Raw genomic sequence first — 22,854 nt, 5'->3', positions numbered from 1 at the left:
CCTTGCTGGTCGAGTAGCCCCGAAGGGGCGTATCGAGACCCAGCCCACCAGTGCAGTGCCTCCTCCACAGCCCAGGTTCAGCCCCCAATCGTCTCGCTGCCCTCCACGAGCCGGCCCCAGTGTCGGTGGTCCCTGATTCAATACTCGTATGACGAAGTTCGGATCGACGGAAGAGGCACTGGCGCACCTGCGCAGGCTCAGCGCCCGCGCCGCCGCGAACGCCCGCGCCGCGGCCCAGCGCCGTCTCACCGAGGCCGACGACCTCTACGACTTCCACCGCACGGCCCTCGCCCACCAAGAGATCTTCGCCCGCGGCACGACCCCGAGCGAGACCCGCGACCTCGTCGAGCGCTCCATCCGCGCCGAACTCGCCGTCGCGGAAGGCCTGCCCGAGCAGGTGATCGCGCGGCGTCTCGAGAACGCGCAGCTGCTGATCGAGCACCTTCCGCTGACCCGGGCGCTGCTCGCGCAGGCGCGACTGCACTGGGAGGAAGGCGAGGCGATCTGCGCGACCGCCGGAAGCCTCCCCGAAGCCTCCCGCGCCGCTCTCGACGAGCGTGCCGCCGAAGCGGCGCCGTCGATGACGCTCACACAGCTGCGCCGCGCTCTCCGCCGCTGGCGGGAGGAGCTGCACGAGGACCCTCTCGCTCAGCGGCACGCCCGCGCCCGCGAGGACCGCGCCGCCTGGGTCACCCCCGACATCGACGGAATGGCCACGCTCTGCATCTACGGCCCCGCACCCGCCGTGGTGGGCGCGCACGAACGGCTGCGCCGCATCGCCCGCACGCTCCGCGACGAGGGCGACCCCCGCACCCTGCAGCAGCTCAGCGCCGACGCCGCGATCGACTTGCTCTGCGACGGCGACATCGCCGGGACCACGCCGAACGCCGAGCACCGGCCGGATCCGACCTTCGTCCCCGGCGTCCGCGCCGAAGTGCGGCTCACCCTCGCCGCCTCCACCGCGGTCGGCCTCGACGAGGCACCCGCGGACCTCGACGGCTACGGACCCGTCCCCGCACCGATCGCCCGTGAGCTCCTCCGCACCGCGGCCTCCTTCACCCGGGTCCTCACCGACTCCGACACCGGCGCTGTCGTCTCGGTCGGACGCACCCAGCGCCTCCCGCCGCAGCGGATGCGCCTTCACCTGCAGCTGCGCGATCAGACCTGCCGCTTCCCCGGCTGCACCCGCCCCGCCTCGACGGCCGAGGCCGACCACTCGCTCGAGTGGCGCAACGGCGGCGAGACCTCGCTCGAGAACCTCGTCATGCTCTGCACCTCGCATCACCACGTCCGACACGGCGAGCAGTGGAGCTACGACCGGGTCGACGACCGCGGGACGCTCGTGTGGACGAGCCCGACCGGCCGGCGGATCAGCAACCGACCGCCGCCCTTGCCTGGGAGGCCGCCCGACCCGCCACCGAGGCCGCGCTTCGACACTGTTCCCGCACCGTTCTGACGGTGGTGGATCTCGACACGCCCGCGATACGGGCTGCGCGGTCAGCGTGGAGTGCCCGCTCCGCGGGCTGCGCGGTCAGCGTGGAGTGCTCGCTCCGCGGGCTGCGCGGTCAGCATGGAGCGCCGATCCTCTCCCGCGCGCCTGTTCATGCTGGTCGAGTAGCGCGCAGCGCGTATCGAGACCCGGCGTGAGCAGCCGCGCCTCCACCGAGGTGCTGGCGACGTGGATCTCGATACGCCCGCGAGGCGGGCTCCTCGATCAGCATGCAGTGACCGCTCCGCGGGCTACTCGGTCTGCATGATGTGCCCGCTCCGCGGGCTGCGCGATCAGGCACCGGCCGTCTACTGCTCATGACCGCCCTCTCCGTCGGGCTGCTCGCCCTGCGCGCCGGCCGACCGCTTCCGGCGGGACGACCGCGGACTCCTCCGGCTCACGCGCCTCGTCCTCCCGGCGGCTCAGCCAGCCGGGTCCGTCCCGGCGCAGCCGCTCGACGTCCGGGCTCGGCAGGCCGGATGCGCGCCGCCGCCGCCGGACGAGACCGATCTGCTTGACGACGCCCACGACGACTCCGGTGCCGAAGAACGGCAGCCCGATCCCCGCCACCAGCCACAGCGGAGCGTGCCGGCGGCCCCCGCCGACGACCGCGGCCGGGTCCCAGCCCACGTCCGCGGCGAGCACGACGATCATCGCCACGAACACGCCGCTGAGCACGGCCAGCGTCCACGGCCGGGCGAGGAGCAGCGCCTGCGCGCGCTCCGACACCCTCGGCTTCGCCATTCCGCGAGCCTAGGTGCCGGGCTGCCGCGCCGGCGATGCCGTCGGGTGGTACCTCTGGACACGATCTCGGCCGTGCGGGAAGCTGGGGGTGATCGTGAGACCCGGCCCCCGTCTCGTCCGACTCTCGGGCGATCGCGCGCACGCGCCGCTCGAGAGGTGGAATCCGCCCTCCGGTCTCATGACCCGCCACAGACCGGTTGCGTCGCCTGGATTCCGCGGGGCAGGGTCGGGCCCGGCCTCGCCCCCTCCCCCGGGCGCCGCCTACGACCTCGGACTCGCGCGCCACGCGCCTGGGGGGAGCGGGTCGAGGTGGAGGCTCGAGGTGCCGGCCCGGTCGGCGCTCGTCCGCTCGAACTCGACGGTCCGCGCCGGGTCGATCCCGGCCGGCGTGTCGATGACGTAGCTCGCGAGGACGAGGCTCTCTCTGCAGCCGATCCCCTCCGGATCCGACTGCAGCCTCGTCTCGACGCGCAAGCGGTCCGGAGCGAGTACCTCCAGCAGGACCGGCTCGTTCAGGCACTGCCCGCTCCCTCCGGTGGTGATCACGAACGAGCGGCCGTCGTCCCGCCACTGGATCGGCAGCGCCGTCGTCGGATCCTCGATGGGGCCCCAGTAGCCGTGGCGGTAGGTCGCGCCGTCCGGTGAGAACGTCGGGTCGACGGCGGGTGCGGAGGCGGCCGGGGTCGCCGCGGACCACACCTCGGCGTAGTCCGCGAGCACCCACAGCCCGACGCCGAGCGCGACGATCGACGCCACGATGCGCAGAGCCTTCCTCTTTCCGCGATGAGAAGGGGGACGTCGCATCGGGTGACGAGGAGGAGTCATCGGGCTCGGACCCGTCGCCAGAACTCGGCCTCCCAGGCGGCGGGGTCCTGGTCGTAGTCGTCCGCGTACGCCCGGTACCGGTCGTACGCACGGCGTGCGCGTGCTTCGTTCCACTCCCGGATCGCGACGTCGTTGAGGAGCTGCCCGCCGAAGTGCACGATCTCGTCGCGGTATCCGCCCATCGCGTCCAGCATCCAGTCGCTGTGGTCGGCGGCCGGCGCTCGGGTGCGCAGGTAGTCGGCCCATCGTGCGTCGAGCTGGGCTCGATGCGGATCCACCGGGCGGTCGGGGGAGGGGTTCTGCTCCATGACCGGAACCCTACGACTCGTCCCGGAGTCGCCCCGAAGGCTGACGCATTCGGATGAGACGAAAGCGGTGCGGCGGACGTTACCGAGTGAGAGTGTTCAGAGGGGGGACTGATGACGGCATCGACTCGGGACGACGAGGTGCTCGCGCGCGTGGAGGAGCGCCTCGACGCGCGGATCACCAGGGCGACGAAGGTCGCCCGGTACCGGCGCACCCTCGGTGTGCTCGCGGGAATCGGGGTGGTCGCCGCGGGTGTCGGGGCCGGGATCAGCACCTTCGAGGCCGCCACGCCGGGCTCGGTCCGCGACGGGACGGCCTGCTACCGGACGGCTGATCTGAATCAGCGGGACCTCGCCCTGGTCTTCGTCGTCGAGGGGCTGCCCGAGGACATCCCGGAGCGCGTCTCCGCCGTGACCTCGATGTGCGGGACGGACGAGTCGGTGAGCGCCGTCTGCGTCCGCCCCGACGGTCTCGCCGCCGTGTTCCCGACGGCGCGCGACGAGCCCGACGCCGAGTGGTGCGCCCGTCTGGGCCTCGACGCTCTCGAGTCGCGATGACCGGCGAGAGCGCCGCCGCGGACGACGTCGCCCTGCTGAGCGAGTTGGCGGGAGGCTCCCGTGACGCGTTCGGCGTGCTCTACCGCCGTCACGCGCTGGCCGTCTACCGCTACGCCGTCGCGCGCCTGCGAAGCGAGGAGGACGCGGAGGACGTGCTGCAGAGCGTCTTCTTCGCGCTCTGGCGGAAGCGCGCGAGCACGCACTTCGTCGGCACCTCGGCCCTGCCGTGGCTGCTCGTCGCCACGCGGCTGGAGTGCAACAACGTCCTGCGCGCCGCGATCCGCCAGGTCGCCCGCGAGCAGCCCGACGCCTACGTCGGCACCGCGTTCTCCGCCGAGCGCCTCGTCGAGGCCCGTCTCGTGCTCGAGGACGTCACCCGGGCCGTCTCGCGGCTGCCCGAGATCGACCAGCAGATCTTCCGGCTCTGCCTGGTCGAGGACCTCTCCTACGCCGACGCGGCCGCGCAGCTCGACGTGCAGGTCGGCTCGGTCCGCAACCGGCTGTCACGGCTGCGCCGGCTGCTCGGCAGCCGCGTCGAGGTCGGCTGACTCCCCGGTGCGCTCAGTGGGTCAGCTCTTCGAGCCGGTCAGCGCGAGCGTGCCGCCGAGGCCGATCATCATCACGCCGCCGGTGCCGGTGAGGGTCGACATCCGCTTCGGGGACGACGCGAACCACGAGCGCGCGGTGCCCGCGGCCAGGGCCCAGACGCTGTCGCAGATCAGCGCGAGGGCCTGGAAGGTGAAGCCGAGCAGCAGCAGCTGCGCCCAGACGGGGCCGGCGGCCGGATCCACGAACTGGGGGAGGACGGCGACGAAGAAGGCGACCGTCTTCGGGTTCGTGAGTTCGACGACGAAGCCCTGGCGGAGGAGGGTCCACGACGACGCCGGGGCGGTGGCGGCCGTGCCGGCGTGCGCGTGGCGGTGGCGGATCGCCTGCACGCCGAGCCACACCAGGTACACGGCTCCTGCGAGCTTGAGGACGGTGAAGGCGACGACCGAGGCTGCGACGACGGCGCCCACCCCGAAGGCCACGGCGAGGATGGCCGGCATGATCCCGAGCGCGTTCCCGAGCAGACTCAGCACCCCTGCCCGGCGGCCGTAGGCGATCGACCGGCTGATCGTGAAGAGGACGCTCGGCCCGGGGATCACGATCAGGGCCACCGACGCGAGCGCGAACGCCAGGAAGTGCTCGGGGGAGATCATGCCGGAACAGTAGCGCCGCGCCGTCCCGAACGGGGATCGGCCGCGTCAGTCCTCGCCGAGGTCGTCGCCCGGCTCGACGTCCGCCAGCCGGAAGGGGCCCTCGTGGAGCGGGCCGCGGCTCCACATCGCGACCGTGGCCCAGCCGAGGTCGGCGTGGGCGACGCTCCCCTCGGGGATGCTGCGGGTGAACAGGGCGTAGTCGACGCCGTCGAGGGGGAGCGCGGTGACGTCCCAGGCGTCCCGGTCGCGGGCCAGAGCCTGGGCTCGTTCCTCCGTCGCCCTCATTGCGGCGCGCGCCTCGTGCGTCGGCAGGCCGATGGGCAGCACGTCCAGGAGCAGTGAGCCGACGGCCAGGCTCGCGGTCGCGACCGAGTCCGTCACTGTCCCGTGGACGGAGCCCCGAGGTCCCAGCCGGGTGCCGGTGCGCCGCATCGTGCGGATCGTGACGCGGTGCTCCGGCGTTCCCCGGTCGACGGCGATCAGCACCTCGTCGAGCGGACCGTCGTCGGTGCGGCCCAGGCCCGTGACCGTCCACGGCTCCGAGGTCGGCGGAAGGAGAGTCAGCATCCTGCCATCCAACTCGGCGGCCGTCGTCCTGCCAAGGCCGTGGCGCGCATCGAGGACCCGTCGCGGAGAGTGCAGGTCCGCAGGTCCCCTGTGGGGGCGTACTCCGGCTCGTGAATTGCGCTCGGGCTCGCTGGAAATGCGCGGATCGACGTGCCGGAGGGCGGATCGCGTGCCCGAGGTGGTGGCGGGTGTGCTCCGGCTCGTGAATTGCGCTCGGGCTCGCTGGAAATGCGCGGATCGACGTGCCGGAGGGTGGATCGCGTGCCCGAGGTGGTGGCGGGTGTGCTTCGGCTCGTGGAGTGCGCTCGGGCTCGTGGGATTCGGTCGGATCGACGTGCCGGAGGGTGGATCGCGTGCCCGAGGTGGTGGCGGTTGTGCTTCGGCTCGTGGAGTGCGCTCGGGCTCGTGGGATTCGGTCGGATCGACGTGCCGGAGGGCGGATCGCGTGCCCGAGGTAGTGGGCGGGTGCGCTCCGGCTCGTGTAATGCGCTCGGGCTCGCTCAAAACGCCTGGAACGACGAGCCGGAGGGGATTCCACGAGCCGGAGGTGCGCCGCCGGGAGCGCCGTCGCGTCAGCCCCGCTCGACCAGCGCCCGCAGTGCGTCGCGGACGAAGCGGGCGCCGGCCACTCCGCCGTAGTGCGCGGCGAAGCGCTCGTCGGCGACGTACATCTCGCCGAGGCCGAGCAGGTACTCGTCGCTCGGCGCGCCGGACGCGTCGCGGGGCGTGCCCGGCACGTCGGCGAGCCATGCGCGCTGCCGCTCGGCGAGCGCGAGCGCCTCCTCGCCGGCCGGGTCCGCGCCGCTCGCCGCCGCGGCGGTCCAGGCGCCGGCGAGGTCCGCCTGCCGCCGGAGCCACTGCTCCCGCTCCTCCGCGGTCATCGAGCGCCACCAGCGGTCGCCGTCGGCGTAGGCCGGCGCGCCCCAGCGGCGCTCCACCTCCTCGCGGTGCTCCGCGTGGTCGAACCCGTCGAACATCTCCTCGGCCATCGGCCCGTTCCCTTCTCTCATCGCCGCGACGGTCCCGGCGACCGCGCGGATGCGGCGGTCGAGCCGCCGCCGCTCCTCCCGCAGCACGTCGAGGTGCCGCTCGAGGGCGACCGCCGGCTCGGTGTCGCGGCGCAGGATCCGCCCGATCTCGGACAGCCCGACACCGAGGTCGCGCAGCAGCAGGATCCGCTGCAGCGTCACCAGCGCGGCCGCGTCGTAGTAGCGGTACCCGTTCGCGCCCAGCCTGCTCGGCGGCAGCAGCCCTTCGGCGCCGTAGTGCCGCAGCGTCCGGCTGGTCGTGCCGGCCAGCCGCGCCAAATCCTGCGCGGACCACTCCTGCTCCGGCCCTTCGTGCTCCACCGCGTCCTCCGTTCCCGCCTCCCGGGCGGATCCCGGTGCGATGGAAGCGACGCTACGGGTTGACGTCGCGTCAGAGTCAAGCGCGTCCCGGATCGATCGCAGCGCCCTCCGACCAGGACCCTCAGGCGCGGGGGCGGGCGTCGGCGGGCAGCGCCCGGTACTCCTGCCAGGCGGCGAGGAGCCCGGCGCGGTCGCGGTCCGGGTGCTCGGCGTGCCACGCGCGGGTGAAGCGGTCGAGCTCGAACTGCGGATCGATCGGCCGCGGCTCGCTCGCTCGCGAGGCGTGCCAGAAGGCGACGGCGTCGGCGAGTGTTCCCGCCGGCCGCGAGATGCCGGCGCATCGCGGCGTCGAAGCGGAACGACGGTCCGACCTGCTCGAGGAACCAGGCGCGGAGGTGCTGGAGGCGAGAGGCCCGCGGCCTACGGTGGAGGCGTGACCGTCCGCCGTCCCCTCAGCCCACTGTTCTGGGCCCTCGCGCAGATCGGGTCGCGGGTCCGCGTCGGAGCGCCCCGCGGTCTCCCGGAGCCGAGCACCCGGCTGCCCGCCCCGACCGGCCTGCGGATCCCGACCCGCCACGGCGTCGTCCGCGCGGTGGTGCAGCGTCCCGCCGGCGACGACCCGGACGCTCCGGTCGTGCTGCAGCTGCACGGCGGCGGCTTCGTCAACCGCTACCCCGAGCAGGACCTGCACATCGCGCGGGCGCTGGCCGATCGGCTCGGTGCCGTCGTGGTGCTGCCGGACTACGACACCGGGCCGCGCGTGCAGTATCCGGTCGCCGAGGAGGAGGCCTGCGACATCGCCCGCTGGCTCCAGGCGGAGACCGGCGCCGGATGGTCCGGGGACCGGCTCCTGCTCGGCGGCGTCAGCGCCGGGGCGAAGCTCGCGATCAACATCTGCCAGCAGCTGCACGCCGCGTCGCTGCCGGGTCCGCTGGCCGTCGCGCTCGTCGTCCCGGTGACGGACGTGATCCGGACGGACCGGACGTCGGGCGTCCGTCGTCCGGCGATCAGCCCGTTCGTGCAGCGCTTCGTCGGCTGGGCGTACTTCCCGGACGTCCCGCGCCAGCGGGAGCCTCTCGCGTCGCCGTCCCGGGACCTCGCGCTGCCTGCGGCGATGCCGCCGACGCTCGTGCTGACCGGAGGGGACGACACGCTCGCCCCCGAGGGCGCCGAGCTCGCCGCGCGGCTCCGGAGCGGGGGCGTGCGCACGGAGCACCACGTCTTCGTCGGCTCGGACCACGATCTCCTCGCCGGGCGCGATCGGGCCGTGGTCATCGAGGCGCTCGACCGGATCACCGGCTTCTTCGCCGCGGAGCTGAGGCGTCCTGGTCCCGACGGCATCACCGCCGGGTGAGGCCGCTGCGTTCTCCCTCGCCCCGGTGACCCCCGGCTCGATCGCGGGCGACGCCACCCCGACACTCACCCCGCGATCGAGGGCCACCTCGACTCCCCGGTCGCTGCCCGATCTCCCCGTCCGGTGGAGGGGGGTCCGCCCGCTGTTCACCCAGCGGCTCTACTCTCCCGACCGTGGCGATGACGAGAACCGTGCCCGTCCGGTCCCAGCGGCGGCGGTCGATCCTGCTGGCCGTGCTCGCGGTGGCGGTCGGTGTCCTGCTGATGAGCCATGCGGCGGTGCAGGGGATCGGCGCGGCGAACTTCTGGGCGCCCTGCTGGTCCGAGGGGTTCGAGAGCGCGGCGTGCGACTTCCTGCAGTACGAGGCGCCGTCGCCGGCGTGGCACCTGCCGTACTGGGTGTGGTTCGTGGAGGTGCTGCTCGCGCTCGTCGTGATCGTCGCCGCCGTCGCAGCGGGGCGACGCCTCGGCACCGCCGGCCTCGCGCTCGTCGCGGTGCTGGCGTCGAGTGCGCTGATCGACTCCGCCTTCACCCCGATGATCAACGGCGGCCACACCTCGGCGGACGACCCGCCGGGCTTCGGGCTGATCGGCGCCGCCTTCCTCGCCGTCGCGGGAGCGCTGATGCTCCGCGTCGCGACCCCGTACCGCCGACCGCTCCGCTGACGCGGCGGAAAGGCGAAGGCCTGTCCGCTGTCAGGGCTCGCGTGCGTCAGCGGCGGCGAGGGCCTGCCGAAGGACCCTCAACGCCTTCGGTCCCACTCCATGGAGGGTCGCGACGTGGTCGAGGCCCACTTGCCGCAGGTCGCCCAGGTCGCGCACGCCCGCTTCCTCGAGCGCTCGTGCGGCCGGGCCGCCGATGGCGGGCAGCCGCGGGGAGGGTTCCATGACGTCGACTCTACGAATCGAACGGCCGTTCCGTAGGCGTCATCGGGCTGGGGTCGGGCGCATGGAGCGACGGTCCAATCCTCTCCTGCGACTCGCCGTTCGGCTGGCGGCCGAGCTCGTCCGCGTCCTGAGCGCGGTGCGGGCCGGAGCCCGCGGGATCCTGGGTGAGGCGCTGGCCGGCGTCCGCCTCAACGGCTCGTTCGCCGTCGGCTGAGGGGACGAGGCGAGCGACGTCGACTTCCTCGTCGTCGCCGCTCGATGGCTGACGTCGGATGAGGAGAACCGGATCAGGCGACTCCACGCCGCGCTCCCCGACCGCGCCGTGCGGTGGGCGTCCCGTTTCGAGCGCAGCTGGGCCGGCGTCCAGGCGCTGCGCGACCCCGTCTGCGCACACGAGCCGTGGTTGTACGACATCGACGGCCGCGACATGGAGCACTCCCGTCGCGACGACACGTGGAACGGCCGCTGGACGCTGTGCGAAACCGGCATGGCCCTGGCCGGCAGGAGTGCCGCTGCGTTCGTTCCGCCGGCGGCTCGCGGCCTGATCCGGACCGAGGCGGTCGAGCGGGCCGCCGCGAAGGCCACCTGGATCCGAGCGGACCCGGCAGCGCTTTTCGACGGTTGGGCCCAGCCCTACGTCGTCCTCACGCTCTGCCGGCTCCTCTGGTCGGCGACCACCGGCACCTTTACCGGCAAGAGCGACGCCGCCGCGTGAGCGTTGCGCGGACCGGCGCTGGAGCGGTTCTGCCGTTCCCGGGGGATGGCCGAATGCTTCGCGGCTCGTCCCGGCCCACTCCCGGGAACTGTCGGGGATGTGCGCATCGGAAAAAGCGCCGGCATTTCTCGTATCGACGATTTGGCAGGAGCGTGGTCAGAGGCGGACGGCCGCCTCGCTCTCCCACTTGATGCTCTCGAGTGCGGGGTACATGTGGCGGTGACTGATGGTGAGTTCGTCGAGCAGCTTCCTCCGTAGCTCTCCCTTCCATTCCGCAGGAATACGGATCGTCCACGCGTACGCCGGCCAGGTCGGGCGGTCCGGAAGGGTTCTGTTCCCCTTTGCGACGGAGTCGCCGTCGTGCTCTGCCGGAGCATCAGGCGCTGCCGAGGAAGTGGTTTCCCGCTCTGTCATCTTTCGAGCTCTGATCTTGTACCTCTTGGGGAAGCCGATGTTCAGCATGCTGACCGCTTGGATCTCCTCGACGTTCAAGCGCGTCTTCCCTATCCATAATCCGTTCTCCCCGTAATCGCGTCGCAGCCCGCCCACCAGGAACACGCCGTTCTGAGCGAACATCCGAGGGTCGAGCGCGCCACCCTCGATGACGTTCACGGCTCGAGTCCAGCTGCTGTCACCGTTTTTCTCGCCGCGAGGGAACCGAGCCCACGGCAATTCGGTCTCGTTCACGTCGAGCGAAGCCGATCCTCCCTCGACGACATGAACGACGAAGAGCCTCCCATCGGTCCGATCACGGTCCTCCGTGGCGAAGAAGAGCGCCTCCATGGGAGTGCGTGAGACATCGAGGAGTCGGGTGGGGGCGTGGTGGTGCTGCAGGAGCTGTTGCAGTTGCAGCTGGTCCAGGCCCCTGCCGATCCCCATCGCCGTGACGCGGTCGCGGATACGGGTTTCGGCCTCGATCAGTGACGACTCCGAAAGGCTCGCCGTCACATCTGCTCTGAGTGCTCGGTGCAGCGACGTGGAGAGGCCGTACGCCTCGTCCGACTGCCCTCGGAACAGCAGAGTGCTGGCGGTGAGTTTGCGCAGTTTTGTGTCCTCTCCCACTTCGGAGTTCTGCTCCTGGACGAGAAGTGTCCACAGGTCATCGAGCGACTGGATCCGAAGGCGCTTGTTCAATTCGCGCTCCGTGAAGAATGCCGATGTACTGAATCCCGATCGTGTCATGTGAACCCCTGTTCCTCTGCCCTGCAGAGTGATTGCATGGCAAGCGTTATCCTTGCATTCCGTGCGCATCGCCCGAAGTCGACGAGGTAGTTCTACCTCTTTCCCGACCGGCGGTCCGTCGCCACGCGAATCGGCATCGTCCCGCGCGCTCGCACAGCGCAATGAATCAGGAGGGGACGCCATGACGCATCAACTGTCCTTCCTGCTCGCCGCCTACTTCGGGACGGCCGTCCTCGCACGCCGACGCTGCACTCGCGGACCTGACGTGCGACAGCTGTCGGGGCCGTGCCCACGGAAGCCGGTCGACTCGGCAGTCGGCGCCCTGAGAATCCGAGCCCACGGAACGCGAGGGTCGCTTCGTACAGTGGAGGCATGAGTGTGATGAAGGAGACGGGCACCGCACGACGGACCGGACGCGGGTGGACACGGGCGTCGCTCGTGCTGGGCGTTCTCGCCGTCGTGTCGTACGCGATCGGATACCTGGCGGTGGCTCACCTGTGGCGGGGCGATCCCCTGGTGATCGGGATCGCGACGACGCTGCAGTACGTCCTCCCGCTGGCCGGCGTCGTCGTCGGTCACGTGGCGCGACGACGCGAGGGCCCTCGCCGCGAGTCGACGGTGGGGCTGGTGCTGTCCTACCTCCTGCTGGCCGTCGCGGTGGTGCCGGTCGTCATCGGGTCGTTCGGGCTGCTGGCGCGCTGAGGCGAGCCTGCGCACTTCGGTCGACGTCGGGTCTGCGGCGTCCGACCTCCCCGGGCGCCCGCAGCCGACGCGCGGCCCTGCGTGCTGGTCGAGGAGCCGCGCAGCGGCGTCTCGAGTTCCACGCCGGTCGAGTACCCGCGCAGCGGCGCTACGCCGTGCGGATGCGCTCTTCGCGCGAGGAGTCGTCAGCCCGTCTGAGGGCGTTTCCGGAGGGTTCGTGAAGGCTGAACTGCAGTGACTGTCCGGGTCCCTCATGGCGGCCGTCCATGGATCCTGTGAAGAGGATGCTTCGCGCCATCGCGGGTGCCGGGCATCCCGCGGCTGCGGCTCGGTGCCTCCACTGACCGGGTCGCCACTGGTACCAGCAGGCCGGGCATCACCCTTCTAGGGAAGCGGGCGGGTCAGCGCTCGCGCAGCGTCGACGACGGCCGAGTGCGTCACGTCGAGTTCCTGCACCTCGCGCAGTTCGACCGGTGCAGCGTCCCCGGGCGCCTGCCAGAGCATGAGGTTGGTCCACGTCGGACGATGGAACGACCACCAGCTCACGCCGTCCCACTTCCGGGAGCCGTCGGCCTCGCGTTCGGCGAACACCTCCGCCGCTTTCCCGCGGGTGTGCGCGCCGTTGCGGATCACCACCTGACTCGGACGCATCCCCAGCTGCTGCAGCCGGGAGGCGTCGTCGAAGTCGCTCAGAGACACGTCGTCCGGCGCGGAGAACACTGCCAGCGCACGGCGGAGTCCTGTGGCGAGGTGGTCGAACATCGCACCCGTCCACACCGGGTAGCCGCCGAATGTCTCTCCGATCGCGCCCTCGGGCGAGCGCGCAAGGTACCAGGCGCCGTAGAGGCGATCGTTGTCCCACCGGCCCGCTCCCTGCGGTCGATGGAGGTAGGTCGGGTGTCCCGGGCTTCCCGGGCCGGCGGCGGCGTCGTACAGGAAGACCCGGTAGAGCAGCATCAGGCGAAGACGCCGGACGCCTCGGCGTCGAGCGCCTCGATCACCCGCTGAGAACCCTCGAGTCGCAGCACGTCGATCGGACGAGCGCCGTCGAGGAAGGCGTTCTGGCCCGTCAGCCACGGGGCGACCATGCTCGGGGCCCACAGCAGCTTCACCCGCGCGATGACGTAGTCGAGCTCGACGATGGCTCGTGCGTTGACAGGGTTCGGCCGCTCGAGGCCCTTGATCCACTGCGACGGCTGCGACTTGTTCACCTCGAGCATCTTCGCCAGGACGGTCTGGCCGCCGACGGCATCGGCGATCGTCGCTGCGCGCGCTCCGAGCTCGAACGCCCCCGCCCCACCGACCGTCCGCCCTGCCTGCGTGACGGCGAGAGCCTTCCCTGCGGCGGCAGTGCGCGAGTCCGCGGTGCTCCTCCGGGAGCGGACGGCCTTGCTCGACGACGTGACCATGCTCCGATTCTACGCCCAACTCTGCAGTTGGGCGGCGGGTCGTCCGTGCCTGTCGCGCCCTGCGCGGTCGCGCTCCGGCGGGAGGGCCGGCGCCTCGCTCCGCCGGCGAGGGGAGTCGTGCGGGAGCGGCTGTCGTCGCCGAAGGGCCGGTGCAGCCCTTCGGATACGATCGACCACCGTGCCTCGCCGTTCTCCCGCCGCCCTCAGCGCGAGCATCCGCGCGGCGGGGGAGCGGCTGTTCCGGGAGCGCGGCTACTCGCGGGTCACCGTCCGCGAGATCGCCGCGGAGGCGCAGGTGGATCCCGCCGTCGTCGTCCGCCGGTTCGGGTCGAAGGAGGCGCTGTTCCTCGACGTGATGCAGGTGAGCATCCAGGACCGCCCGGAGCTGGACGTGCCGCTGCGGGACTTCGGGCGCAGCTTCGTCGCCTCCCTGCTCGCGGACGAGCGCGACACGCAGGCCGTCTTCCTCGCGCTGGTGCGCGGGGGGAGCGAGCCCGCGATCGGCGCCCGGCTGCACGCCGTGCACGAGGAGGCGTTCGTGGCTCCGCTGCGGGCCCGCATGACGGGGCCGGACGCGGACCTGCGCGCACGGCTGGCCGCGGCGCTCGTCGGCGGACTGCTGCACTCGATGTGGGTGGTCGGCGACGAGGTGCTCCTCGCCACCGACCACGAGCAGATCGTCGAGCGCTACGGCGACGCGCTGCAGGGCCTGCTCACTCCCGCGGACCGGTCCGGCCCGCCGGCGTCCGCCTGACTACTGCACGGACCAGCCGCCGTCGCTGGGCAGGATCGCCCCGTTGATGTTCACGCCGTCGTCGCTGAGCAGGAAGGTGATCGACGCCGCCAGCTGCTCCGCCGACGCGACGGAGGGGATCGCGCTCTGGAACGGGGCGAGCCGGGCGCTGCCGGCCTCGGAGACGTTCGGCGGGAAGGGGATGCCGGTGGCGACGCCGCCGGGCGCGACGGCGTTCACACGGATCCCGCTGCCCGCGTACATGAACGCGGCGCTCCTAGTGAGACCGACGACGCCGTGCTTGGAGACCGTGTAGGCGTTGCCGGACGCGTTGCCGCGCAGGCCCGCCTCGGAGGCGACGTTGACGATCGATCCGGCTGCGGCCGCGAGCATCGCGGGGAGCACGGCTCGGGAGAGCTTGAAGCCGCCGGTGAGGTTGATGGCGATCACCCGGTCCCACACCGCGTCCGACGTCTCGTGGGCGGGGGAGAAGTCGTCGTTGATCCCCGCGATGTTGGCGAGGCCGTCGATCCGCTCGCCGGCCGCCGCGACGATCGCGTCGATGTCGTCCTGCTTCGTGATGTCGCCGGCGACGGGCACGATCTCGGCGTCCGGCAGCGAGGCCGCGAACTCCTGGAGCCGCTCGGCCGAGATGTCCACGGCGACGACCCGGCCGCCCTCGCGAGCGATGCGGGAGGCGGTGGCGCGGCCGATCCCGGACGCCGCGCCGGTGACGATCACGGTCCTCCCGGCGAAGCGCCCGGGGGTGACGCTCTCGCGCCAGCCCGTGCTCTCTACGGCCTCGGGCACGACGCCGCCGTTCGCCCGCAGCACCAGATCGTCGACGACGCTCTGCGGGAGCTGCCCCTGACTCAGCGCGACCAGCTGCTGCAGCGGCAGCGAGCGCACCGGCGCCAGCTTCGCCTCGTCGAAGCCGCCGGCGGCGCCGCCGAGCACGTCGCGGATGAGCGCGGAGCCTTCGGGGTGGTTCAGCCATTCCCCGATCGAGCTCTGGGCGGTGAGTGGGGCGGTCGTGGACATGCGTCCTCCTTCAGGGTGGTCGAGCAGTGAAGTCAACTTAGTTGACTTCACGCGTCCCGTGCCACGTCTCCGAGGAGACGGAGAAAGGCGAGTGCGCTCCAGTCGGGCGTCATGTCGGGTGCTCGCCCGACGGGCTGCGCGCCACAGCTAGGCGCTGATCCCCCAGAAAGCCGCTAAAGGTACTAATCTGGAGGCGAAATTAGTAGGTTTAGCGGATTTCTGGAGCTTGATGAGATCGTTCGAGGACCTCGACACCTTCATCGGCTCGGTGCCCTTCGACGTCGTCACCTCGCTGCGGGTGGTCGATACCGGCCGGGGAAGCGAGGCGCTGTTCCGCGACAAGCTTCCCGCGCTGCTCACGTCGCTCGCCGCGAGAGCCAGAGTCGCCAGCATCGAAGCGTCTTCCGCCATCGAAGGCGTCGTCGTAGCGGATAAGGCTCGAGCTGCCGCCATCCTCTCCGGAGACGTCCACGGTCTGCGGGATCGCAGCGAGCAAGAGCTCGCCGGCTACCGCGAAGCGCTCGACTACCTGTACCAGGAGTCGTGGCGCCCGCTGAACATCGGCCTGCTGCTGCACCTGCACCGCCTGCTTTTCCGTTACACCGACGTACCCGGCGGCGGATTCAAGTCCTCCGCGAACCTCGTCGTCGATCGCCACCCCGACGGCAGCACGACGACACGTTTCACGCCTGTCGCTCCGTCCGAGACGCCGTACTACCTCGACGAGCTCATCGCCCGCTACAGCGGGGCGATCGCTGCTGATCGGCACCACCCCGTCCTGGTGATCGGCCTGTTCGTCCTCGACCTGCTCACCATCCACCCCTTCCTCGACGGCAACGGCCGCATCAGCAGGGCCGTCACGAACGCCCTGCTGCAGGACGTCGGCTACGACGTCACTCGATACGTCTCGTTCGAGGACCGGATCGCACGGACCGCCGACGCCTACTACGCCGGTCTCCTGTCCTCGACCCACGACTGGCACGCGGGTCGGCACGACCCCTGGCCGTGGCTGCGCTACTTCGTCGCCGTCCTGAACGACTCCTACGACCGGTTCGACGAGATCACTGCCGCGAACCGGTCCACGGGAAGCAAGCAGGACCGCGTCCGCGACTACGTGACGAATCACGCCGCTTCCACGTTCCGAATCGCCGACATCCGCACCGCCCTCCCCGGCGTCAGTGATCAGACCATCCGCCTCACCCTCGACCAGCTCCGCGTCGCCGGCGTCGTGAGGTCCGACGGGGCCGGACGCACCGCCACCTGGACCCGACTCCACGGTGCCGCGACCTGATCGGAGGAGCATGACCGCGCCGGGCCCCGCCGTGGGCCCGCATCTGGTTCCATGGACGTGCGCGTGCGTCCGTCCGGTCGCGCTGCTCCTCCCGTGAAAGGTCGTCGGATCCGTGGTCTCCCAGGTCGTGCTCGTGGACGATCTCACCGGTGCGCCCATCGCCGCCGGGCGCGGCGGGACGGTGTCCTTCTCCGTCGGGGACGACGCGTACGAGATCGACCTGTCGGCGGCGAACATCGGGCACCTGCACCGGGCGCTCGCGCCGTTCGTGGACGCGGCCCGGCCGCTGTCCGAGGCGCCGGCCCGCTCCCGGGTGACCTCGATCGCCGCGAGCGCCGGGCGCAAGAGCCCCGAGATGCTCGCCGCGATCCGGCACTGGGCGCGGCGGCACGGCTACGAGGTCCCGCGCTCCGGCCGGGTGCCCGCGGACGTGCAGGCCGCGTACGACGCGGCGCACTGATCCGGACGACCCCGGTCGCCTTCGCGGCCGCGAGGGGCCGTCTGGTGCTGATCGAGTAGCCCGCACCGCGGGCGTATGAAGATCCGCCCGCGGGAGGACGGGGCCCTCAGCGCTCGCGGCCGTCGATCTCCTGATCGCCGAGGTGGGCGCTGTAGAACTCGGACTGCTGCCGCATGAGCTCCCGCATCGACACTCCGGGGCCGACGCCGTAGACGGTCCCGACGAAGTCGAGCCCGCGCTGGATCGCCCAGATCTCGTCGTGGCGCTCCGGCGGGAGGATCGTCGCCGGCGTGCCCACCGCGACCCAGCCGATCGGCACGACGGAGCCGGGCTCGAGGACGGTGTTCACCTGCACGACCGCGTTGATCCGGACCTCGGCGCCGGCGCCGATGCGGCTGCCGGGGAAGAGGGAGGCGCCCGTGGCGATGAACGCCTCGTCCTCGACGGTGCTGCCGTTCACGTGCGCGTGCGGGCCGATCATGACGGCCGCCCCGATGCTCACCGGGTGGCCCGCCCGGGCGCGGATCAGAGCGTTCTCCATCACGATCGTGTCCTCGCCGACGACGATCTCGCCGTCCTCCGCCGAGAGCACCGCTCCGTGGAGCACGCGAGCGCCCGGCCCGAGGCGGACGGCGCCGACGATCACGGCGGACGACGCGACCGACGCGGTCGGATGGATCACGGGCTCGCGGTCCCGATGGCTGGTGAGCATGCGCTCGCTCCTCGTCTCGCCGAGCGCCAACCGCTCGGCCCGCTCACGACGGTATCCCCGCCCGGGCGCCTTCCGGTCCTCGGCGGACGGTGCCGCGGGGCGCTCGTCGCGCGCACCCCCGTGTCAGGTGTACGGTCGTCGCATCTGAGGTAAAAGGCAGGCCGCGCCGGTCTGCAGGCGCACGCGGCATCGAGAGATCCGCCACTTCTTCCCTGTGAAGGAGTGCGCCCATGGTGCTCGACACCCCCCGATCCGCCCCGCGGGACGCGGCTCCCCGCCGCCTGCGCGACGCCTGGATCGCCCTCGCCGGCCTCTCGGCCGTCTTCCTCTTCGAGATGCTCGACAACTCGGTCCTGAACGTCGCCCTGCCGACGCTCGGCCGCGAGCTGCACGCGTCGACGGCCGGCCTGCAGTGGGTGACCGGTGCCTACTCGGTCGCGTTCGGCGGGCTCATGCTCCTCTTCGGCGCGGTCGCCGACCGCTTCGGTCGCCGCAGGGTGATGCTCGCCGGCCTGGTGCTGCTCGCCGCCGCGAGCCTGGCGACCGCGGCCGTGACGACGACGGAGCAGCTCATCGCCGTCCGGGCCGTGATGGGGATCGCGGCGGCGATGACCACCCCCGGGTCGATGGCGCTCGCCTTCCGCCTGTTCGGGACCGACGACCTCCGGGTCCGGGCGCTGACCGTCGTCTCGACCGCCGGGCTCGTCGGCCTCGCGGTCGGCCCCACCGCCGGTGGTCTCGTGCTGGCGGTCGCGCCGTGGCAGGTGCTCCTGCTGGCGAACGTGCCGATCGCGGTGCTCGCGCTGATCGGCATCCGCCTGGGCGTGCCCGACGATGCCCCGGACGACCTGCACCGCGACCCGATCGACGTCGTCGGCGCGCTGCTCGGCACGGTGACGATCGCGGCCGCCCTCGTCGCGCCGACGCTGTTCGTCGGCACCGGATCCACGGGCACCGACGGCGCCGGGACCGGGACCGGACCGTGGGCGCCGTGGGCAGTCGTGGCGACGGCGGTCCTCGCGGGAGCCGGCTTCGTGCTCCGCCAGCGCACCGCCCGGCACCCGCTGCTGGACCTGCGCCTCGTGGTGCTGCCGCTCGTCTCCAGCGGACTGGCGTTCAAGGCCGCGACCGGTCTCGCCGTCGGCGGGCTCTCCTACCTGGTCACAATCCAGCTGCAGCTCGCCTGGGGCTGGAGCCCGGCCGCCGCGGCGCTCGGCCTGCTCCCGCAGGTCGTGGTCCTCCTCGCCGGCGGTCGCTTCGTCGGCCCCTTCGTCACGCGCGTCGGCCTCGAGCGCGCCGCCGCGATGAGCGCGGGCGCCGTGGTCGCCGGGCTCGCGGTGTTCGGGCTGCTCGGCCGCCTCGGCTACGGCTGGGTGCTGGTCGCCCTCGTGCTCGTCGCGGCGGGGATGCGCGTGGTCGGCGTCGTCGCCGGGACGAACGTGCTCCGCGGGCTCCCGGCCGAGCGCACGTCCGTCGGCGCGGCCCTCGTGGACACGGCGAGCGAGCTCGCGACCGCGGTCGGCATCGCCGCCGGCGGCACGATCCTCAGCGCGCTCGTCGCCGGCAGCATCACGAGCGCCCGGGCGACGGCGGCCGGGGCCGAGCAGCTCTCCGGCGCGGTCGGCGTCGCCGGGCTCGTCCTGGCCGGCCTCGCCGCCGCGCTCGTCGCGCTCGGTGTCCTCCGGGCGCGCACCTCGCCGTCGGAGCGGTGACGTCGATGCCGAGCACGACGCCGACCGGCACTCCCCGTGGAGCGCCGGCCGGCGTCGGTGCCGTTCCTGACCGGTCGGGTCAGCGCTGGACGAGCGGGATCGCGATGTCGGTGACGTCCGCGCCGATCGTGCCGAGGCGGGTGGCCGTGCCGTTGAGCACGCCCACCTCGTAGAGCGAGCCGTTCACCGCGGCCAGGCCGATCGAGCCGATCGAGCCGCCGTTGCGCAGGACGGAGTAGATGTCGAAGCCGGTGACACCCGCGGCGTCGACGCCGAGCTTCCCGGTCGGCGCCAGCGTGCCGGCGTTGGCGGGGGACTGGATCGCGATCTGGTCGAGCGCCGTGTCGAGGACGAAGAGGGTCGTCGCCGTGTTCGGGTCGAGATCGTTGTTCGTGTACGCGGCCCCGTTGACGCCAGTGGCGACGGCGGGCGCGGCGTAGCTGAGCGCGCCGTCGGCCACGGTCGCGGCACCCGGGGTGGCGAACGGCTGGCGGAGGTTCTGGCCGGTGTCGCTGATCACGCGGAGGGCGTTGGCGGCCGGGTTGAAGTCGACGCCGAAGGCGGTGCCGCTCAGCGCGACGGTGAGGCGGGTGACCGGGGTGGCCACGCCGGTGGTCGCGTCGATGGAGTAGACGCCGGCGCTCGCCGCGGTGTTGCCGACGCCGTAGAGCTTGCCGTCCTGGACGCGGTAGTCGATGCCGACGAGCGCGGTGTCGCCACCGGTCAGACCGGTGACGGCGACGGTGCCGGAGACCGTGCCGGGCTTGAGGGGGTTGAACTGCACGAGCGTCGTGCCCTCGTCGGCGAGACCGACGACGCGCAGCTGGGCGGCCACCGAGCGGGCGGCGCTGACCAGGGCGCTGCTGGCATCGCTGGTCGCGGCGGCGGGAGCGACAGCGCTCGCGCCGGCCAGCACGGGGGCGACGGCCATCACGCTCGCGACGGCGACAGCGGTGATGCCGACTTTCAAGGTCCTGCTCATCATGAACTCCTCGAGACTTCCGGTCGCCGCAGATCGGCGACTCGAAGAGGGGTACTGCGCGGAGCGCGTGAGCGTTCATCCGCGCCGCGAGATTCTTCGCGGAACGGTGTGCGGGAGGTCGGGTCGCGGGCCGGAGGGCGCGCTCGGGCTCGCGGAACGGGCCCGGGCTCGCTGGCTTCGCGCGGAACGGCCTGCCGGAGGTCGAATCACGTGCCGGAGGTGGCGGCAGGCGCGCTCGGGCTCGCGGAACGGGCCCGGGCTCGCTGGCTTCGCGCGGAACGGCGTGCCGGAGGTCGAATCGCGTGCCGGAGGTGGCGGCAGACGTGCTTGGGCTCGTGGAACGGGCCTGGGCTCGCTTGATTCGCGTGGGATGGCGAGCCGGGGTTCGGATCGCGTGCCGGAGGTGGCGGCAGGCGCGCTCGGGCTCCCGGAACGGGCCCGGGCTCGCTGGATTCGCGTGGGATGGCGAGCCAGAGGTCGAATTGCGTGCCGGAGGTGGTGGCGGGCGTGCTTCGGGTCGCGGGACAGGCCTGGGCTCGCCGGAATCGCTCGGGTGAATGCATGCTGATCGAGTAGGCCGCGGAGCGGGCGTATCGAGATCCACCAGCGCCGGAAGTCGAGTCTGCAGACCGCCCTGTTGATCACGGCGGGTCTCGATGCGCCCCTGCGGGGCTACTCGACCAGCATGACGCGGAGCCGCCGGCGTGCGGCGGGCTCTGCGATCGTCAGTCGGACGGCGCGTCGGCCTTGTAGACCTTCCGGAAGGCGTCCTTGCGGGCGATCCTGCCGCCGCGGAACTCGTAGATGTCGCAGCCGCGGGTGACCTGGGGCTCGCCGTCGGGGCCGGTCCCGGTGAAGGACCAGGTGGCCGCGCCGCGCGTGCCGGCGATGAGGGGCTCCCCCTCCTCGTGCCGCTCCTGGCCGGTGTCGAAGGCGAGCATCAGCGCGAAGCCCTCGCGGACCTGCTCCTTCCCGGTCCAGGTCCGGCCGGGCTCGGGACCGACGGACGCGCCGTAGACGCAGTCGTCGGTGACGTGGTTCATCAGCTCCTCGAGGTCGTGGCGGGACCAGGCGTCGCTGAACGCCGCCAGCACCTCGGGCGTCATCTCGCTCGTGGGGTGATCGGTCGACAGGGAATCGCTCATCGGTGAACTCCGGTCCTTCGAGTCGTGGACCGTCGTCGGTCGCTCTGCGACAGTGGCAGGGTCCGGGGCGAGGAGGCAACGTCCTCTAGCGGTCATGTCCGGAATCGGACGATCGGCGGTCGGCGAGGGGCGGTCGTCCTCCGGCGGGCCGGTGACGCGGAGACCGCGGCGCGATCACTGCAGGACGAGTCCGACCAGCGGGGGCAGGACCAGCGTCGCCAGGCCCACGAGGACGCCGTGCGCCCCGACGCCCAGGGCGATCGCGGCGAGGATCCGCGGGCGTCCCTGCTGGACCACGCCGGCGACGCCGAGCCCGGTGGTGGCGGCGGCGAGGAGCAGCTGAACGAGGGCGATGCCCGTGAACAGCGCGCCGATGCTCGTCGCGTCGATGCCGTTGCCGTAGGCGAGCACCGGTATCGCGGTGGTGACCCCGGCGAGCAGGATCTGCGTCAGCGTCTGGAGGACCGCGAGCAGGAAGCCGATCAGCCCGACCGTGTTGCGAGGACGACCCGGCGCGTCAGTGCGTGTCATCGTCGAAGCGTAGGGCGGAGCGGGCCCACGGGTCGATCCCCGAGGGCGAGGGCTGGTGCTCCCGGCCGCAGTCCCCCGATGCGGCCGAGAGCACCTCGGCACCGACGTCCGTGTCGGTCCGCCCCGCGGCGTCGCCGGAGCCCCCACTCCTCGACCGCCCCTCCACAGTAGGTTTCCGGCGCGTTATTCGCCATCTGTCGTTTTGCGTCAGCGGGCCACTACCGCTCCTCCCTTCGTGCCCGCACACTGGGAGGAGGCTCGCGGAGAGCCGGCACGGTGAAGCGGCCTCCGGCGGGGCCGTGCTGCGAAGGAGCGTCCGATGATCGTGCGAGGTCCGCGATGAAGCCCGGTCGTGCGTGCGCTCTCGGCGGGGTGGCCGTCCTCCTCGCCGTCGGGATCGCGGGCTGCACGGCGCCAAGTCTGGACGGCGCTGCTCCGGAGGGCACCGCTCCGGACGGCACCGCTGCCGGCGGCACCGCGTCCGCCGGCCCCGTTCCGAGCGGCACCGCGAGCGCGACGACCACGCCCTCGGCGGTCGCCGAGGAGTGCGCGCTCGCCGCCACGTCCACCTTCGAGGTGCAGGACACGGTGACGGTGATCGTGGAGCTGACCGACGCGGGCACCGGCACCTGCGTGCTGCAGGGCACTCCGGAGGTGACCTTCCTCGACGACGCCGGCTCCCCGGTGGACACCGTGGTCCAGGCGAGTTCCGGCGAGCAGTTCTCGGGGGAGCCGGTCACGGTCGAGCCGGGCGGGCACGCCTACCTCACGTTCCTCACCGACACCACCGGCTCGTGCCCGCCGACGGCCGCGACCGTCATGGTGCTCGCGGTCCCCGGCGCTCCGGGCACCACGCAGGTCGATCTCGGCTCGACGTCCTTCTGCCCGACCGCGGTCGACCTCCCGCCGCTGTCCTACCCCGTGACGCTGCAGCCCACGACGCTGGCCTGACCGCCGCC

The 22,854-nt window shown here is 72.3% G+C and carries 28 protein-coding genes; 13 read left to right on the top strand and 15 right to left on the bottom strand.

The genetic code is table 11. The annotated features are described in order from the left end of the window. The first annotated feature begins 148 nt into the window (after nucleotides 1-148). Nucleotides 149-1,456 carry an HNH endonuclease signature motif containing protein gene (locus tag EDF35_RS06095; RefSeq protein WP_133961116.1) on the top strand — a complete coding sequence of 436 codons (1,308 nt, stop codon included), beginning with the start codon at nucleotides 149-151 and terminating at the stop codon, nucleotides 1,454-1,456. 348 nt (nucleotides 1,457-1,804) lie between these two features. Here EDF35_RS06095 and EDF35_RS06090 read toward each other — a convergent pair whose 3' ends face one another. The 3 genes from EDF35_RS06090 to EDF35_RS06080 all read right to left on the bottom strand — a co-directional run bounded on the left by EDF35_RS06090 (nucleotide 1,805) and on the right by EDF35_RS06080 (nucleotide 3,366). Further along, on the bottom strand, nucleotides 1,805-2,233 hold the full coding sequence (locus EDF35_RS06090) for a hypothetical protein (protein WP_133961114.1): 429 nt from the start codon (nucleotides 2,231-2,233) through the stop codon (nucleotides 1,805-1,807). Between the two features lie 261 nt (nucleotides 2,234-2,494). Further along, a complete protein-coding gene (locus tag EDF35_RS06085) occupies nucleotides 2,495-2,989 on the bottom strand; it encodes a hypothetical protein (RefSeq protein WP_133961112.1) in 495 nt (164 codons plus the stop codon). 65 nt (nucleotides 2,990-3,054) lie between these two features. Then, nucleotides 3,055-3,366, bottom strand: a complete 312-nt coding sequence (locus EDF35_RS06080) for a hypothetical protein (RefSeq protein WP_133961110.1) — start codon at nucleotides 3,364-3,366, stop codon at nucleotides 3,055-3,057. A 111-nt stretch (nucleotides 3,367-3,477) separates the two neighbouring features. Between EDF35_RS06080 and EDF35_RS06075 the strand changes: the two genes are divergently transcribed. Continuing rightward, entirely contained in the window at nucleotides 3,478-3,921 is a 444-nt protein-coding gene (locus EDF35_RS06075; protein ID WP_133961108.1) for a hypothetical protein, read from the top strand. Next, a complete protein-coding gene (locus EDF35_RS06070) occupies nucleotides 3,918-4,469 on the top strand; it encodes an RNA polymerase sigma factor (protein WP_133961106.1) in 552 nt (183 codons plus the stop codon). Before EDF35_RS06075 ends, EDF35_RS06070 begins: the two co-directional genes overlap by 4 nt. Before the next feature lie 21 nt (nucleotides 4,470-4,490). On the opposite strand, the gene EDF35_RS06065 is transcribed toward EDF35_RS06070, so the two are convergent. The 3 genes from EDF35_RS06065 to EDF35_RS06055 form a co-directional block, all read right to left on the bottom strand. Then, complete coding sequence (locus EDF35_RS06065) at nucleotides 4,491-5,123, bottom strand: LysE family translocator (protein ID WP_133961104.1); 633 nt, start codon at nucleotides 5,121-5,123, stop codon at nucleotides 4,491-4,493. Between the two features lie 45 nt (nucleotides 5,124-5,168). Further along, nucleotides 5,169-5,690 (bottom strand): hypothetical protein, encoded by a 522-nt coding sequence (locus EDF35_RS06060; RefSeq protein WP_133961102.1) that lies wholly within the window; start codon nucleotides 5,688-5,690, stop codon nucleotides 5,169-5,171. A gap of 572 nt (nucleotides 5,691-6,262) precedes the next feature. After that, complete coding sequence (locus EDF35_RS06055) at nucleotides 6,263-7,039, bottom strand: MerR family transcriptional regulator (protein ID WP_133961100.1); 777 nt, start codon at nucleotides 7,037-7,039, stop codon at nucleotides 6,263-6,265. 433 nt (nucleotides 7,040-7,472) lie between these two features. Here EDF35_RS06055 and EDF35_RS06050 point away from each other — a divergent pair, with 433 nt between their 5' ends. Further along, nucleotides 7,473-8,393 (top strand): alpha/beta hydrolase, encoded by a 921-nt coding sequence (locus EDF35_RS06050; protein ID WP_166674022.1) that lies wholly within the window; start codon nucleotides 7,473-7,475, stop codon nucleotides 8,391-8,393. Nucleotides 8,394-8,566: 173 nt separating this feature from the next. Beyond that, nucleotides 8,567-9,058: a hypothetical protein gene (locus EDF35_RS06045; protein ID WP_133961096.1), complete on the top strand. Its 492-nt coding sequence runs from the start codon at nucleotides 8,567-8,569 to the stop codon at nucleotides 9,056-9,058. Nucleotides 9,059-9,088: 30 nt separating this feature from the next. On the opposite strand, the gene EDF35_RS06040 is transcribed toward EDF35_RS06045, so the two are convergent. Then, nucleotides 9,089-9,280, bottom strand: coding sequence for a DNA-binding protein (locus EDF35_RS06040; protein WP_133961094.1), 192 nt, complete (start codon nucleotides 9,278-9,280; stop codon nucleotides 9,089-9,091). Nucleotides 9,281-9,341: 61 nt separating this feature from the next. On the opposite strand from EDF35_RS06040, the gene EDF35_RS20690 reads away from it, so the two are divergent. Together EDF35_RS20690 and EDF35_RS06035 are read left to right on the top strand one after the other, a co-directional pair. After that, a complete protein-coding gene (locus EDF35_RS20690; RefSeq protein ID WP_166674021.1) occupies nucleotides 9,342-9,494 on the top strand; it encodes a hypothetical protein in 153 nt (50 codons plus the stop codon). 189 nt (nucleotides 9,495-9,683) lie between these two features. Further along, nucleotides 9,684-9,995, top strand: coding sequence for a hypothetical protein (locus EDF35_RS06035; protein ID WP_133961092.1), 312 nt, complete (start codon nucleotides 9,684-9,686; stop codon nucleotides 9,993-9,995). A gap of 156 nt (nucleotides 9,996-10,151) precedes the next feature. On the opposite strand, the gene EDF35_RS06030 is transcribed toward EDF35_RS06035, so the two are convergent. Continuing rightward, entirely contained in the window at nucleotides 10,152-11,177 is a 1,026-nt protein-coding gene (locus EDF35_RS06030; protein ID WP_166674020.1) for an FRG domain-containing protein, read from the bottom strand. Nucleotides 11,178-11,549: 372 nt separating this feature from the next. On the opposite strand from EDF35_RS06030, the gene EDF35_RS06025 reads away from it, so the two are divergent. Then, nucleotides 11,550-11,879 carry a hypothetical protein gene (locus EDF35_RS06025; RefSeq protein ID WP_127888023.1) on the top strand — a complete coding sequence of 110 codons (330 nt, stop codon included), beginning with the start codon at nucleotides 11,550-11,552 and terminating at the stop codon, nucleotides 11,877-11,879. A gap of 384 nt (nucleotides 11,880-12,263) precedes the next feature. Here the strand turns inward: EDF35_RS06025 and EDF35_RS06020 are convergent, their stop codons facing one another. Together EDF35_RS06020 and EDF35_RS06015 are read right to left on the bottom strand one after the other, a co-directional pair. Beyond that, on the bottom strand, nucleotides 12,264-12,641 hold the full coding sequence (locus tag EDF35_RS06020; protein WP_208323020.1) for a hypothetical protein: 378 nt from the start codon (nucleotides 12,639-12,641) through the stop codon (nucleotides 12,264-12,266). A 194-nt stretch (nucleotides 12,642-12,835) separates the two neighbouring features. Further along, nucleotides 12,836-13,288, bottom strand: a complete 453-nt coding sequence (locus EDF35_RS06015) for an antitoxin Xre/MbcA/ParS toxin-binding domain-containing protein (RefSeq protein ID WP_133961087.1) — start codon at nucleotides 13,286-13,288, stop codon at nucleotides 12,836-12,838. Nucleotides 13,289-13,466: 178 nt separating this feature from the next. Here EDF35_RS06015 and EDF35_RS06010 point away from each other — a divergent pair, with 178 nt between their 5' ends. Continuing rightward, nucleotides 13,467-14,042, top strand: coding sequence for a TetR/AcrR family transcriptional regulator (locus EDF35_RS06010; protein ID WP_123736028.1), 576 nt, complete (start codon nucleotides 13,467-13,469; stop codon nucleotides 14,040-14,042). On the opposite strand, the gene EDF35_RS06005 is transcribed toward EDF35_RS06010, so the two are convergent. Then, complete coding sequence (locus EDF35_RS06005; protein WP_133961085.1) at nucleotides 14,043-15,062, bottom strand: SDR family NAD(P)-dependent oxidoreductase; 1,020 nt, start codon at nucleotides 15,060-15,062, stop codon at nucleotides 14,043-14,045. It lies immediately after the preceding gene. Between the two features lie 229 nt (nucleotides 15,063-15,291). Between EDF35_RS06005 and EDF35_RS06000 the strand changes: the two genes are divergently transcribed. Further along, entirely contained in the window at nucleotides 15,292-16,353 is a 1,062-nt protein-coding gene (locus EDF35_RS06000) for a Fic family protein (RefSeq protein ID WP_133961083.1), read from the top strand. Nucleotides 16,354-16,465: 112 nt separating this feature from the next. Continuing rightward, nucleotides 16,466-16,813: an Lsr2 family protein gene (locus EDF35_RS05995; RefSeq protein ID WP_123447396.1), complete on the top strand. Its 348-nt coding sequence runs from the start codon at nucleotides 16,466-16,468 to the stop codon at nucleotides 16,811-16,813. A gap of 106 nt (nucleotides 16,814-16,919) precedes the next feature. On the opposite strand, the gene EDF35_RS05990 is transcribed toward EDF35_RS05995, so the two are convergent. Further along, nucleotides 16,920-17,525 carry a gamma carbonic anhydrase family protein gene (locus EDF35_RS05990; protein ID WP_133961081.1) on the bottom strand — a complete coding sequence of 202 codons (606 nt, stop codon included), beginning with the start codon at nucleotides 17,523-17,525 and terminating at the stop codon, nucleotides 16,920-16,922. A gap of 230 nt (nucleotides 17,526-17,755) precedes the next feature. Here EDF35_RS05990 and EDF35_RS05985 point away from each other — a divergent pair, with 230 nt between their 5' ends. Beyond that, nucleotides 17,756-19,237, top strand: a complete 1,482-nt coding sequence (locus EDF35_RS05985; protein WP_133961079.1) for an MFS transporter — start codon at nucleotides 17,756-17,758, stop codon at nucleotides 19,235-19,237. Nucleotides 19,238-19,316: 79 nt separating this feature from the next. Here the strand turns inward: EDF35_RS05985 and EDF35_RS05980 are convergent, their stop codons facing one another. The 3 genes from EDF35_RS05980 to EDF35_RS05970 form a co-directional block, all read right to left on the bottom strand. After that, a complete protein-coding gene (locus tag EDF35_RS05980; RefSeq protein ID WP_208323019.1) occupies nucleotides 19,317-20,219 on the bottom strand; it encodes a DUF4394 domain-containing protein in 903 nt (300 codons plus the stop codon). Nucleotides 20,220-20,944: 725 nt separating this feature from the next. After that, on the bottom strand, nucleotides 20,945-21,364 hold the full coding sequence (locus EDF35_RS05975) for a nuclear transport factor 2 family protein (protein ID WP_166674019.1): 420 nt from the start codon (nucleotides 21,362-21,364) through the stop codon (nucleotides 20,945-20,947). Nucleotides 21,365-21,538: 174 nt separating this feature from the next. Beyond that, nucleotides 21,539-21,895: a hypothetical protein gene (locus EDF35_RS05970; protein ID WP_133961075.1), complete on the bottom strand. Its 357-nt coding sequence runs from the start codon at nucleotides 21,893-21,895 to the stop codon at nucleotides 21,539-21,541. A gap of 339 nt (nucleotides 21,896-22,234) precedes the next feature. On the opposite strand from EDF35_RS05970, the gene EDF35_RS05965 reads away from it, so the two are divergent. Next, complete coding sequence (locus tag EDF35_RS05965) at nucleotides 22,235-22,846, top strand: DUF4232 domain-containing protein (RefSeq protein ID WP_133961073.1); 612 nt, start codon at nucleotides 22,235-22,237, stop codon at nucleotides 22,844-22,846. The last annotated feature ends 8 nt before the right edge of the window (nucleotides 22,847-22,854 follow it).

Origin of the sequence: Rathayibacter sp. PhB151, from assembly GCF_004366415.1 — a bacterium.
In the GTDB taxonomy this organism is placed as follows: Bacteria; Actinomycetota; Actinomycetes; order Actinomycetales; family Microbacteriaceae; genus Rathayibacter; species Rathayibacter festucae.
Note: the sequence above shows the minus strand (reverse complement) of the source record. Positions and strands in the feature narration are given on the sequence as shown.